Below are 12,515 nucleotides of genomic sequence, written 5' to 3' on the forward strand. Positions count from 1 at the left end.
GGTCATGGCGGCGTTCCTTCGCGGGAATCAGTGACGTGAACAATCACCAGCCTGCCATGACCGCCCCCTCTCAGCGAATTTGCAGAACTCTCAGCACACTACCTATCGCAGGAATGCTCGGCGGTCATCGAGATGAGCAAGTGTGCCGAAGAAGCCGAGCCGACCGGCGTCGTGCAGAGCGACCAGCCGGGTCAGGAACAGCCGTCGGAACAGCTTGCCGAGAACGCGCACCGGAAGAAGGAAAGCCGGCCGTGACGATATCCACCGGCTTCCGTCAGGCGCGATGCCGCCGCCCGGCACGATCATGTGCACGTGCGGATGGTGGGTCAGCGCCGAGCCCCAGGTATGGAGCACGGCGGTGATGCCGATGCGCGCGCCGAGATGCTTCGGATCCGCCGCGATCGTCAGCATCGTCTCCGATGCTGCCTTGAACAGCAGGTCGTAGACGAGCGCCTTGTTCTGGAACGCGATGTCGGCGACCTCGGCGGGCAGCGTGAACACGACATGGAAGTAGCCGACCGGCAGCAGATCGGCCTCGCGCTCGGCGAGCCATGTCCGCGCCGCCGCGCCCTCATCTGGGACAGTGCCGGTTGCGGCAGGAGTTATAGGCGATCCGCCATTGGCCGCAGTCCTCGCAGGCCTCGACGTGACCGCCGAGCGCCGCGGTGCGGCAATGCTCGATCGCCGACATCACCTTGAGCTGGATGAGGCTCAGGTGACCTGCATGGGCGACCCGATAGGCGGGGCCGGCAGCACGGAAGATATCGGCGACCTCGATCGAGGCGCGCACGGCTCAACCGGACGGCGTCTTGCCTTCCATCAGCGCCATCAACCGATCGAGCGGCCCTGCGTCCGCATGGATCGTCCGGGTCGAGACCTTGGTGTAGAGCGCGGTCGTATCGAGCTTGCTATGCCCGAGCAGCAGCTGGATGACGCGGATGTCGACATCCTGCTCGAGCAGGTGGGTGGCGAAGCTGTGGCGCAGCGTGTGCGGACTGACGCGCTTGCGGATGCCGGCGACTTCGGCCGCCTCCTGGACGGCGCGGTGCAGTTGCCGCGACGAGATCGGCGCCGTGCAACTGCGGCCCGGGAACAGCCAGCCATGCGGAAGCATCACCCCGCGCCGCCTGCCTTCGCGCCACCACAGCCGCAGCAGCTCCAGAAGCTGCGGCGAGAGCATCGCGTTGCGGTCCCTGCGGCCCTTGCCCTGCTCGACGCGGAGCAGCATGCGCGTGCTATCGACATCGTCCACCTTGAGATGCGCGACCTCGGATACGCGCAGGCCCGCGCCATAGGCGACGCCGAGCGCGGCCTTGTACTTGATGCCAGGTGCGGCTTCGAGCAGCCGCGCCGCTTCCTCCACGCTCAGCACGTCGGGAAGCTTGCGCTGATACCGCATGACCACCAGCGCATGCGCCAGATCCCGCCGCTTCAGCGTCACCAGGAACAGGAACCGCAATGCCGAGACCGCGCCGTTGATGGTCGCAGGCCCGGCGCCGCTCTCATGCTGATGAAGCTGGAAGCGGCGGATGTCCTCAGACGACGCCGCCTCGGGCGAGCGGCCGAGGAACGCGGCGAAGCGCCGGACGTGACGAACGTAATCCTGCTGGGTATGCGAGCCCAGGCCCCGCATGAGCATGTCGTGCTGCATGCGCTGGCGAAGCGGGCTATAGGTGCATCGGTCGATGGGGTAGCCATGGCGAGTTCCTCTCGTTGAAGGGAACTCCATGGTCAGATCGACGCCTCTACCCGCTCAAGGTCTATGACATGCACGCCATCTCAGAAGGAGGCGGCCCTCCCGCGCAGCGGGTTCGTGCATGAGGCGCAAAGCTGTCATTCCGCCGCACACAAAAGGCACCCGGCCTCTTGAACCAACCTCGGTGAAATTCCTCGTAACCTTTTGAGATAAAAACTATATTATCCGCCGGGGCCTGCAACCCGAGCCGCAGCCGTGCAGTCTTTCCCACTTGGGGGTTACCGCGGCATGGCTTGATCGAGAAAGGGCAGTAGGTCAACCGGCTTGGATGTCTGCACGGCGGTATAGCATCCGAGCACGTAACGGACCGACAACCTGTCAAGAACCAAGCCGGGTGTCTGCAGATACGGCGCCAGTTGAACAGCTGGCCGCCGATCAGGTTCAACGTCTAGGGCATGGCGTGTTATCACTGATCTTCCGCCACATGTGGGATTTGCGGTCGTAGTAGCAGTCTGTTTCGGGACCGGTATCGCCGCTTGGTATTGCGTCTAGCGCCCGCGTTGAAAAGGCGGCTGTCTGAGCCTGCGCTCGGGCGTAGACCTTGGCCTCTGGATTATTCGGGTGCACAAGATGCAAGGTTACGATTGGGTGACGGTGGTCGCCACAGGTCGCCAGCCCATGGTTCTCAAAGCGGGAAATCAGTTTCTCATCGATTTCGGTCCAGTGTTGGCAGCCACCGACCTCTGAGAACAGCAAGCGAGTACTGTCGGTTGCGTGACGTTTGACCATACCGGTCAAGACATATTGTGGGCCTTTATCAAGCTCTTCAAACATCGACTTAGCGGAAAACTTAGCCTGCGCAACCATAGACACCATCCCCGATGTTGCCGAAAAGAGATCAATCGCCAGATTCGATTGCCTGACCCAAAATAAACATAGGTTATGCGTCTGCAGTCAGCTTGAACCCCGACCGACTTCACTTGATACTCGCGGCAGTCAAGTGTCAACTAGGGAGGGGACGATGACCAAGGGTATTCCGGATTCCAACTTCTCGTTTTCTGCAGTAGCGCCAACTGTGGCACTATTCGGTCTATTATTGGCCTCTGGATGTGCGGTGGTCGACACGGTCAGCTCGCGGGCGAACACTTTCAACCAGCAGGCCTCTGAAGCCAAGAGCAACAGCATACTGACCAATGTTGTGCGGGCTGCTTACGCTGAACCCTTGCAGTTTACTGAGCTGCAGTCGACGCAGGGTACCGCCCAGGTAAATGGTTCAATCACGACCGGTGTGCCGTTTCCGTTTCGGGGCGGGACAGGCACTCTTCCACTTCAAACCATCACGGGCTCATTCCTGGCTGGAACATCCGCGGCGAACACGTTTGCTGTCGCAAATCTGAGCAGCCAGGAATTCTATCAAGGCATTCAAAAACCAATTCCGCAGCAACTCATACTGGCATATCTCAGCGAGGGCTACGATGCGCGGATATTGCTCAACATCTTCACCTCGGGCATCGAAATCACGCAGAACGGCGAGACCACTTTGGTTGCTAATGACCCCAACTCCAGCGACGATTGGCAGGAGTACTATTCCGTCATCAACATTCTGGCGAAATACAAGCTGGAGGGCGAGAAAGTCAGCGACACGACGCCCGTCGGCATCGACACCTCCCGATCGGTCGCGGGCAGCGCCCAAGTGCAAGCTGCACAGATTGCGCAGCCGGCAGGCGCACCTGGATACGAGGCAGACGGAAGCCGTGTTCGGCTGGTCAAACATGACGCCGGCTATCGGTTCTGCTTCCGCAAACATGCACCCGAAATTCCGTTGCGAGGCCTTGGAATAACGGTCAAGCTGAGCCCGGGTGACTATTGCGGAGCTTCCTCGAAGGAAATAGCCACGAAAAAATCAGGAGACAAGGTTCGGCTACGAACCAGATCGCTGGAGGGAGCCATTCTGTATCTGGGCGCCCTCGTCAGGAATGAGTGGGGGATCGGGAACGCATATGACATCCCCCATACCAGCGGACCTTCGTACACGGTCTTCAAGCTGGGAAAAGGTTATAGCGTCGGCAATCTGCTCAACGTTTGGTACAAAGGGCAGGCCTATGGCATTGCCCGCGACCCCGCAGGCAACATAGACGGTTCAAGTCGGGTGCTCCAACTGCTGACAGATATCCAAAATCTGCAGAGTTCGTCGAAAGACCTTCCGACCCAGAATGTTTACACCCTGATTGGAGGGTAGAGCTGGTCGACGGGTCACGGAGAGCCAAGGGGCCTTGGCTTCGCTGTCAGCGAGGGAGCGAACGTGGTCTGCGCTTGGCGCACACAGGGAGGCGATGATCACTCAGTCGCGTTTGATAGAGTCGCCTCCCCAACTACCGGCATCGCGTCGAAATCGCACCTGTGTGTATTGCGGGCGCCCACTCTCTCCCGACAACAGAACGCGCATCGCGGCTGATTTTTGGAGACACGGACCTATGCGCTGCAGCGGTTTGGATAATGCAATCTCGACGGCCGTCTTGGCCGGCGCAGGCAGAGCCGCGGAAGAGAAGTCGGGGGATCGACCATCAGCACAACCCAGACCGCTCGGCGCGATCAGCTCGAAACAGGCTGGTCAGTCCATCGCCAAGGCATCGGCGCTCGGGTACGCCCCCCGCGGCACGATCGTTTGTGCGGCTGCGGCTCAGAGCCCTGCGCCTTCATTTGACTATTATCATCCCCTTCATCGTCGGATGAAAATCACAGTGGTAGTGAATAGGGTCGGCTGACGCCTTAATGGTCGTCGAATACTTTTGTTTTGGTTTTAGAGAGTCTGTCCCCTCGAACTTTCCGGTAGAATCCGCGTCCGGCGTCACCGTGTGCTCAAAGGTCGTTTCGTTTGACCACTCCATGGTGTCTCCTGCGGTGATTGTCACCTCTTTGGGGTCAAAACCCATTGAGCCGTCGGCACTCTTTACGACTTTGATTTGAGTAACTTTTCCGTCGGCAAAAGCTCGTTTTTCGCCAAATGCAGCGGCACTCAATGCCAAAGCACCAATTTGCAAAGCCAAGCGGCGATCGATTTTAGCTGACATGGTAGCGCTTCCTTTCTGGATATTGATCGTTAGGGGACCACCTCGAATGGCGCCATGAGGCCCGCGTCCTCATGTTTAAGGATATGGCAGTGATAAACGAATTTACCGATTTGTTCCTGGGCGTCGAAATTCATGACGACAAATACACTTCCGTTTGCAGGAATAGGCAGGGTATCATGCCAAGTAATTGCGCCCTGTCTGTCTTCGTTGCGAATGGAAACCAATTGTGCGTTGACCGGGGCAACATAGGTCTCGGGGTCAATCCCGTTGGCAATCAAATCGGCGTTGATTGCCAGCCGGAACTTCATCTGATGAATATGGAAGTTGTGCAGTTCGGTTGTTGGATTCTTGAGTTCCCAAAGTTGTCCGTGACCGTTGGACAGCTGCACACAGGCATGTTTGGGTCGCCCGTCCGCGCCGCTCCAGTCAACCTCTCCGGCAGAATCTAAATAGGCGTCGAAACCAACCGGACCAATTCGCACCGTCTTGTCTGCTGCGAACTGCTGAAGCGGGTAGGTTCCCGCAGGCTGGGGCGGATGCATAAGATCAGTCTGCACGCGCCAGGTGCCCGGGGTTAGACCTCCCGCAAACATCACACGCCGGTGCTCACGCATGCTCCGGTCGATATCGCGGACGCATCCTGTTGGAAATGCCGGAGCCGGCGCGGTCTCTAAAGTCACAAATAGGTGACGATTGTCCGGGTCGGCGAAAGGCAAGTTCCGGTCGACCGCAACGCGTTCTCCGACGATCTTCGGAGAGGCTTCCAGGATCACTTTGGCCAGCTGGATCTCGGGCCAATTGTCACCGTCGCTCTGTGGATCTGATCCGGTGCTGACTGGACCCGTCCTCAGGAAATAGGTTCGTGAGCCGGCCGATTGGGCATCGTTGCGAACGTAAATCTCTGCGCGAGCGGCCGGCATAAGGGTGAGGGTCGACAACTGGACCGCTTTGTTTTCCGAAACCGGTGCGTTTCGCAACAAAGGTTTCCCCGGAACCACGCCGTCCACGCTCAGCAAATCGAACGGCAATAGACTTCCATCTGCCGCTGAGACGATCCGAAGGTCGTAGGTTACGTCGGCGCTCAGATTCGCGATGCGCCATAGGCCATTATGGCCTGCACCAATATCAATTGTTGGATACCGCTGTCCGTTTACAGTGAACAGCCAAATATCGTTTGCATCCTTCGGGCTCCGACAAAAACCTTTGCGATCAGTTGTCGCAGGGAGGGGTTGATCGCTCCGCGATGGAGCGCAGTGATTATGGTCTTCGGTGCGAACCCATTGTGCCGGGGCGTCGTCTGAGGCATCGCTTGGATCCACCGAAGTGTTCAGCCGGATGTCCCGGAGCATCAGGTACGAAGTATCCGTCACCGCTCGAAGGTCACTGGTTAGTTTGCCCTCCCGTATCGGGTCTGCGTCACGCGCCACCACGTTGGCGTCGCTTGGGCCAATCGACATGACGCCCGACATTCCCCCCGCGACCTGCATCGCCGAGAGGCCATGGATATGAGAATGATACCAATAAAGTCCGCCGGGGTGCGGTATGGTGCCGGCAGTGCCGTCAAGAATACTCGCGGGCAGAGCAGTTGGTATCTTAATACTGTAGTCGAGCCACTCGCCTCGTCTCAATGAGACGAACACGTTGTCGCCATTTCCATGCGTGGGGTCGGCGGCATTGTTGGGGGACACTATCAGCCCGTGCGTGTGAAGATTGGTAGCTTGCTCCATCTGCATGTCATGCATCATCCCACCAGCCTGGGATGCCGCTTCAAGAGCGTCCAGGAGGCGAACTCTTAAAGTATCGCCGGCATTGAGCTCCAGGATCGGCGGGAGATAGGTCCCGTTGTAGTTCTCGGTTTCCACTCTATACCCGCCGACCTGAACCGGCGATGTCGTCGCCGTTAAAGCCACAGTCAAGTCGGAATGAACGCTGCCCGGTCCCGAGGGTGCTATCCGGCAGAATGGCAAATTGAGTTGGGATCCCCGGGTGGTGATCGCCGAGCAAATTTGCGGCTGCATCAGCGGACCGGCTTCCGCCCCATCAGCTGTCTTCGCGGCGGTGATAAGGCCGGCCGTCCCGACGAAAGCGGTAAATGCGTAGGCCGTCAAAAAACGGATACCAACCGGGCGCGCCATCTTACCTCACGAACAAGGACATTGGGCCGCAACTGGACAAATGTTTCGGTAAGCCTCGGCGTCCTAGCGGCGCACACTTTTGGGCGCCCACCAAGGGAATGGCCAAGGAAGGGGCATACCTTCGCCAGCGATTGCCTCTTTACTCGGCGCAGCGGCACCGCCGATTTTATCCTCAACCGAGTTTGTGGAGCTGTGAACGCGAACGCCAACCACCCAAGCCGGAACAGGAAACGCCTTCGTGACACCAATCCGCGTGAATACTTGGAGGGCGAGCCCGGTCGGCGGACTGGCAACAAAGTCGAGATCGAGAATACCGTCTGTCGGGGGGACGATGTACATCCAAGGGGCAAGGTCAGGATGCGACCATCCACTTGTCGGCACCCACCCCCTGGCAGATACGGAGATGGCCGGTGGGTTGTCGGGGATTACCATGAGGCCTTCAACGTGCACCTCATCGACAGAATAGACACGCGACATAGCTTCTTCTCCATCTGCTCGTGGTCATTCGCACATTTGCCGATGCTTGGGCTTCGAGAATGCCGTATCGCTTATGAAGGGCATCTGGATCCCTCGTCGAACGATCAGCGAGTGGTCACAACCCAGGATTTTGCGGACACTCGCCAGCGCAGCTTCGTTCACGTCGATATACGCGACGATGTACCACTCACCGTTCTCCTCCTTTGCCATGCCCATGGGGTCTGCCCGCCATTTGAGGGCCCCGTGATGAGGCATGAAGTACGTTTCCTGGACACCGCCGACGGCACTCAAACCCTCGTCAAGTGCGTATTCCATCACCGCGCAGCACAGCTGCGTTAGCGTGCCGCGCAGGCCTGTAGAGCGTTTGTCGGGGACAACGAAAGTCCGAGTCCATTCGGCCCAGTCCGGTCGCCGGGGGACGCCGAACTTCTCGCACATATGAGGAAAAACCTCCGAGACCATGTGCGGCTCGCTCGTTGGGATCAATCGAGCCGATGTCACCACGCGACCGTCTTCGAGACCAAGCAGATAGGTCGCTGCGTCGGTATCAAATTGGTCTCGTTCACGTCCGTCAGGGCTGGGAGGGCGCCAGCACTTCTGATGCACGAAAAAATCGTGCCGCCGGCGTAAAAACTCGTCGAACTCGTTCTCGTAGAGATGCTTGTTTTGGGCGTTTACGACATGAGCCGCTATCATGGCGCCCTCCCTTGGTCGATCTTGCGGAGATAGTTGCAGTCCCTCTAAGATACGTCACCTGTCCGATCGGACAGTTGACGGCGCGCCGGATGACATTTGACGTCACCGACCTCCTCAAAACTCCCCTTCCAGGGCGACCAACACGTCAATTGTTAGCCTTAGCGCCGGCGCCCGCACCGACGCTCTCGGACAATCGAAAGCGATAAGGTTCTGCCTGCTCAGATGGCCGAATTCCAACTCGGGCATGCCCTGGCAGATCCTAAAAAGCGTGTGGACATCTACGCTACTGCGTATTCCCACACACCTTGCTCGCGTCGGGCTTCCACTGCGCCGCCGTGAGCAGGGTTCCCTGTTGACACAAATCGATACCGCCACTGGCAGTGCCCGTTACCGTGCCGTATGTGTTGGCCGTTGGTTTTGGTGTTGCACGTGTGATGTTGTAGAGTTTGTCGCCGTCCTTCATCACAATGCATCCGTTTTCAACGCCCGCTTCCGCACATCCTGTGACGGTCACTTGCTGCGCTGCGGCGGCGAATGCGATGCCCATTGACACTGCGGTACAAGAAGTGAAGAGGCCCCGTTTCATCTCGCCCTCCTGATACGATTGTCATTTATTCTAGCAGCGCTTGCCGCGGGCGGGCAATTCGGCCCATCGCCCGTTAGATACTTGCAGCCCAGCTAATATGAGTCACCTGTCCGATCGGACAGTTGACTCAATCTGCGCCCGTGGCCCTTGGTGGCCAAGCGCCCTGACAACTGCGAGGACAAAATTGGGACCTGAGCCAGCATCCTAGCCGGCGTGTCGATGCCATCGTCGTGGCACCAGAAGCTCAGCTTAGAATGTCGACGGCAAGAATCTCGATTGCCGAATTGATTGGGGCGGATTTATCAGTCGACAAAACAATTCCAACAATGGCAGCTTTCGGCGGATTCGGAGATTCCCAAGCTGGCAATGAGAGAAACACCTCTTTTTTTTCGCCCACGCTCAGGGGTTTGAAGAATGCCGACCCAGCTGCGTCCGGCAAAACCGCATCCGTTGCAATAGGAGCATTGTCAAGCGTCTTGTCGGTCAGTTGCACCTGGAGCAGCAATTGCTCTTCTGGATCGACCCTAAGTGGCCGCAGGCTCACCTTTATCGTGATTACTCCCGACGTCAGGACTTTTGCCCCGACCTCTCTTAGCGGAATTACAACGGCGCGGCGGGCGCTTGCGATGTTCGGTCCCAAGAGATCAACGCCATCCACAGTAGTCTCAGAAACCACCTGACCCTTAAGCGGGCAAGCCAGGTCTGAACGAACGCCCGCGACCAAGGCTGCAGATGATATCAGCACCATCATTCCCAAGGCGCGACAACTAACCCAAGGATGCAAGACATCTGGGCATTTCGACCGCAGTAGCATGACCTTCATACGCCCCACGATTCGGGCTGAAATCAGGCCGACAGGATCGTAACGCCCTTAAAGGGGATACGAGTGTCCGCGGGAACGCCCTCGGCGACAGGAACAGCCATTAACTGGACTTTGAACCCGTTCCCCGCCAGACGACCTTGCGACGCGACACTCCGCAAGGCGTCAGTCAAGTCGATGTAGACATTCCTTGGGCCGCCGTGATGCCCATGCGGTCCCCCGGGCCCAAAGAAGCTAAACACTCCCGCACAGAGTTTGTCGTCGGAAGGCGTCTCGGGCGTGAGATAAGGGCAATTCACGAATACGCCAACTGCAATATCGGTGTTTTGAGGAGTCTCAACGCCCTCTAAACGCGCAACGATGCGGCTCGGCTCGATTGCCTTTAAAGATGTTTCCGGCGCAAGAAACACGCGTACTTCTGAAAGGGCTTGCACCAAATCGGTCACCTTCACATCGACTGCCCTTTCGATGTTTGGTAGCGCAGGGCCTGGCGAGGCACCTGATCCTATGGAGGCAGGGGTGGTCAAATTTAGCTTCGCCATCATCGAGTTGCCGCCAGCGTCGAATTTTTGCAGATCGAGCTTCTCGGAAATTTGTCCGATGACCGTCGGCTCGATTGTATCGTAGATGTAGTCGAACGATCCTAGCGATAGCGCGCCTGTCGATGTTTTACTGCCGACAGACTTGCCATCCGCGTCATAGAAGCTGTCGGGATATGTGTTCTTAGGATCGTCAGATGTGTTTCCGTTAGCCTGCCACTCGGCCCAAATGCGATCGATATTGCAATGGTGGAGCCAAAATATGGGGTCAAGCGAAGACATCCCGCTGCCCATATGGCCCCTCGCCCCGTGCAGAGATCCCACGGCGACATGGGCGTTGCCGTGCGGTTGCCCCTCGAGCAGGCCTGTGAATATTTCGAAATCGGGTTGGCCGCGAATACTGTCCAGAGTCGTTTTCAGAAACGAGTTGGCGAATTGCGGGATCGACGTCATGGTTTGAGCTCGGGCGATTCCCCGCGCACCGATAGTCGTAACCCTACCCGGCCCCCAATTGTCAGACTGCTCGTTCGATTGGTCGTTCCATTGGACCACATTGAGTTTCGGAAGGTCGAAGAAGGGATCTGGAACTTTGCTCTTGCTCTCCTCCCAGTCCCAGTAGGCCAAGGCAAAATCAGGCTTGCCGATCAGCTTTGAACAAATCTGCTCAAAGTACGAAACATACCATCGATGCCAGTGCGTGAAGTCGGAAACGCCATGCGTGCAGTGGCGTATGTGGATCAGCGCCTGATTTCGCCAGTTGCGTTGGTCGCTCACCGGCAGCTGATGCATAGCCTCGACAGCTTGCGCATAATCGGAAAAAAATGGGTCGATCGGGGCCATGGTGGATGCATTTCGGCGGACGCGCGCCGCTGCTGACCAAGCTGGTCGATAACTGAGAATTGCCGGCGCCGCCAAACCAACTGTCGTGACCGCTAGAAAACTGCGACGAGTGAGCATCGTGTGACCCCCTATGATTTGATTGCAATGGATCTCATGAATTCGTGCCGGTCAGCCTTCACTGTTGGACCGCTATGAACGATGCTACATAACCGGCAGGTGCTCCGTTGTGCGGTTTGGCCCTTATGACGCTCCCGACCAATGCAGGCACCTGTCCGACGCCTTGTGGCCACGAGCGCGCCAAATATCCGAAGTAGTCGTACTCCCAGTCCTGAGTGCCGGTACCAGGCCGCCCTATTCCTACGATTTGAACCGTCAAGGGAGCGCCGGATGCAGCTGGTTGGACGCTTCCATGGAGATCCAAGCCACCGCCATTCCAGTCGATCGTTCCCTTGAGTGTGTTGTCGGCAGAAACATCAAACGTAAAAGTAGCTTCCGCAAAGAACAGACCGAGAGCGGTCTGGTCGTTGTCCGTTACGAGATTCTTGTTGTTATGGAAGCTTCGGTACGTCCACTTGCCCGTGATTTCCTGAGGCGTATTCGGCGCTGCAGCTAGCGTGCCAATTCCAATACCCACGCTCATGCAAATCGCCAACATCAAGCGCCAAAATGCAATGCGGGGTGAACTGCCGCGCCAGGCACTAGGGTCGACAAGGTAAGCGGCGATCATTGCGTGTCCCCCGGCTGGTCTCACGATTATTTGCAGCTGACCGGGACTGCGTCACCTGTCCGATGGGACAGTTGACGCAAATTAGGGATGGATCATGCGCCTGCGCACTGCCTCAACGATAGCTTGGGTGGTCGTTGCGACGCCGAAAGCTTCGCGTGCACGTGTCGCGTGCCACTTAACGGTGCGCTCCGCCAGACCCAGAATTTGCGATGTTTCGGATGATGTCTTACCAGCAGCGGCCCACAAGAGCACTTCCTTCTCGCGCTCGGTGAGCAGCCCTTCCTCGACCTCATCGCCGTGCGACAATGCCTGGATCGCCATACCCGCGTAGACCGCCATTGTGACCAGTTGCACCTCCTCGCGCGGAGAGAGAGTGCAGACCTTTGCTGAGGACGCAAACGACAGGACTGATTGCCAGTGGTGCACGCTTAGCATGGGCACCGCAAAACCACTCGATATGCCAAACTCAGTGGCCTCACCTGCAACACGTCGTGAGCCTTTCGTGTCGGACCACTTTGCCGGCACGTCGGCCCACAGAAATGGCTTCAGTGTCTTTGCCGAATAGATGCAAACCCCATCAACTGCCGCATGTTCAGCTTCTACGTAGCGTTTGAACCAGCCTTCGGGCCACCCATTGAGTTCGACCATCGGCGCGAGCTTCTGTCCGCCAAGCGGAACACCACTGAGAATGAGGTGCTCGAATCCGAGATTTCGCACTGTTTGGAGCACGTCATCCAGGAGGGGGCCAGGTGCCGTGTGCGCTCTGCAACGCTCGACGAATTCGAATACATCCGAATCGATCATCACTCCCACCGCGTAATCCACGCAGCCAACTAATTTAGTTGACGCGAACATACTATCATTCACGCGCGTTTTCCTCGCAACACTTTAATCGTTTAATAGTAGAGGCGTTGATCGTTTCTCATAA

The 12,515-nt window shown here is 57.8% G+C and carries 11 protein-coding genes and 1 pseudogene; 1 reads left to right on the forward strand and 11 read right to left on the reverse strand.

The window, feature by feature from the left end; all coding sequences use genetic code 11:
- Positions 1–111 precede the first annotated feature (111 nt).
- From NKK50_RS27345 to NKK50_RS27355, 3 genes and pseudogenes are all read right to left on the reverse strand, one after another.
- A pseudogene (locus NKK50_RS27345) lies at positions 112–790 on the reverse strand (IS91 family transposase); the annotation flags it as partial.
- A gap of 3 nt (positions 791–793) precedes the next feature.
- Entirely contained in the window at positions 794–1,651 is an 858-nt protein-coding gene (locus NKK50_RS27350) for a tyrosine-type recombinase/integrase (RefSeq protein ID WP_352544175.1), read from the reverse strand.
- A 486-nt stretch (positions 1,652–2,137) separates the two neighbouring features.
- Positions 2,138–2,563 (reverse strand): hypothetical protein, encoded by a 426-nt coding sequence (locus NKK50_RS27355; protein WP_352544176.1) that lies wholly within the window; start codon positions 2,561–2,563, stop codon positions 2,138–2,140.
- Positions 2,564–2,717: 154 nt separating this feature from the next.
- On the opposite strand from NKK50_RS27355, the gene NKK50_RS27360 reads away from it, so the two are divergent.
- Positions 2,718–3,935 (forward strand): hypothetical protein, encoded by a 1,218-nt coding sequence (locus tag NKK50_RS27360; RefSeq protein ID WP_352544177.1) that lies wholly within the window; start codon positions 2,718–2,720, stop codon positions 3,933–3,935.
- Positions 3,936–4,392: 457 nt separating this feature from the next.
- Here the strand turns inward: NKK50_RS27360 and NKK50_RS27365 are convergent, their stop codons facing one another.
- The 8 genes from NKK50_RS27365 to NKK50_RS27400 form a co-directional block, all read right to left on the reverse strand.
- Positions 4,393–4,767 (reverse strand): cupredoxin domain-containing protein, encoded by a 375-nt coding sequence (locus NKK50_RS27365; RefSeq protein ID WP_352544178.1) that lies wholly within the window; start codon positions 4,765–4,767, stop codon positions 4,393–4,395.
- A gap of 29 nt (positions 4,768–4,796) precedes the next feature.
- On the reverse strand, positions 4,797–6,902 hold the full coding sequence (locus tag NKK50_RS27370) for a multicopper oxidase family protein (protein ID WP_352544179.1): 2,106 nt from the start codon (positions 6,900–6,902) through the stop codon (positions 4,797–4,799).
- Positions 6,903–7,403: 501 nt separating this feature from the next.
- Positions 7,404–8,075 (reverse strand): acyl-homoserine-lactone synthase, encoded by a 672-nt coding sequence (locus tag NKK50_RS27375; protein WP_023772735.1) that lies wholly within the window; start codon positions 8,073–8,075, stop codon positions 7,404–7,406.
- A 283-nt stretch (positions 8,076–8,358) separates the two neighbouring features.
- Positions 8,359–8,661 (reverse strand): hypothetical protein, encoded by a 303-nt coding sequence (locus NKK50_RS27380; RefSeq protein ID WP_352544180.1) that lies wholly within the window; start codon positions 8,659–8,661, stop codon positions 8,359–8,361.
- Between the two features lie 244 nt (positions 8,662–8,905).
- Positions 8,906–9,319 carry a hypothetical protein gene (locus NKK50_RS27385; RefSeq protein WP_245275558.1) on the reverse strand — a complete coding sequence of 138 codons (414 nt, stop codon included), beginning with the start codon at positions 9,317–9,319 and terminating at the stop codon, positions 8,906–8,908.
- A 188-nt stretch (positions 9,320–9,507) separates the two neighbouring features.
- Positions 9,508–10,860 carry a tyrosinase family protein gene (locus tag NKK50_RS27390; protein ID WP_352544181.1) on the reverse strand — a complete coding sequence of 451 codons (1,353 nt, stop codon included), beginning with the start codon at positions 10,858–10,860 and terminating at the stop codon, positions 9,508–9,510.
- Positions 10,861–11,035: 175 nt separating this feature from the next.
- Positions 11,036–11,587, reverse strand: coding sequence for a hypothetical protein (locus NKK50_RS27395; RefSeq protein ID WP_352544182.1), 552 nt, complete (start codon positions 11,585–11,587; stop codon positions 11,036–11,038).
- Between the two features lie 81 nt (positions 11,588–11,668).
- Complete coding sequence (locus tag NKK50_RS27400; RefSeq protein ID WP_023772729.1) at positions 11,669–12,391, reverse strand: helix-turn-helix transcriptional regulator; 723 nt, start codon at positions 12,389–12,391, stop codon at positions 11,669–11,671.
- Between the last annotated feature and the right edge of the window lie 124 nt (positions 12,392–12,515).

Source organism: Mesorhizobium sp. M0001 (assembly GCF_040324255.1).
Classification (GTDB): Bacteria; Pseudomonadota; Alphaproteobacteria; order Rhizobiales; family Rhizobiaceae; genus Mesorhizobium.

Bases quoted from the DNA above. Each gene is read 5' to 3' on its own strand.
- NKK50_RS27355 (WP_352544176.1), bottom strand. From the start codon at position 2,563: ATGGTTGCGCAGGCTAAGTTTTCCGCTAAGTCGATGTTTGAAGAGCTT.
- NKK50_RS27400 (WP_023772729.1), bottom strand. From the start codon at position 12,391: ATGATCGATTCGGATGTATTCGAATTCGTCGAGCGTTGCAGAGCGCAC.
- NKK50_RS27390 (WP_352544181.1), bottom strand. From the start codon at position 10,860: ATGGCCCCGATCGACCCATTTTTTTCCGATTATGCGCAAGCTGTCGAG.
- NKK50_RS27375 (WP_023772735.1), bottom strand. From the start codon at position 8,075: ATGATAGCGGCTCATGTCGTAAACGCCCAAAACAAGCATCTCTACGAG.
- NKK50_RS27370 (WP_352544179.1), bottom strand. From the start codon at position 6,902: ATGGCGCGCCCGGTTGGTATCCGTTTTTTGACGGCCTACGCATTTACC.
- NKK50_RS27395 (WP_352544182.1), bottom strand. From the start codon at position 11,587: ATGATCGCCGCTTACCTTGTCGACCCTAGTGCCTGGCGCGGCAGTTCA.
- NKK50_RS27380 (WP_352544180.1), bottom strand. From the start codon at position 8,661: ATGAAACGGGGCCTCTTCACTTCTTGTACCGCAGTGTCAATGGGCATC.
- NKK50_RS27365 (WP_352544178.1), bottom strand. From the start codon at position 4,767: ATGTCAGCTAAAATCGATCGCCGCTTGGCTTTGCAAATTGGTGCTTTG.
- NKK50_RS27360 (WP_352544177.1), top strand. From the start codon at position 2,718: ATGACCAAGGGTATTCCGGATTCCAACTTCTCGTTTTCTGCAGTAGCG.
- NKK50_RS27350 (WP_352544175.1), bottom strand. From the start codon at position 1,651: ATGCAGCACGACATGCTCATGCGGGGCCTGGGCTCGCATACCCAGCAG.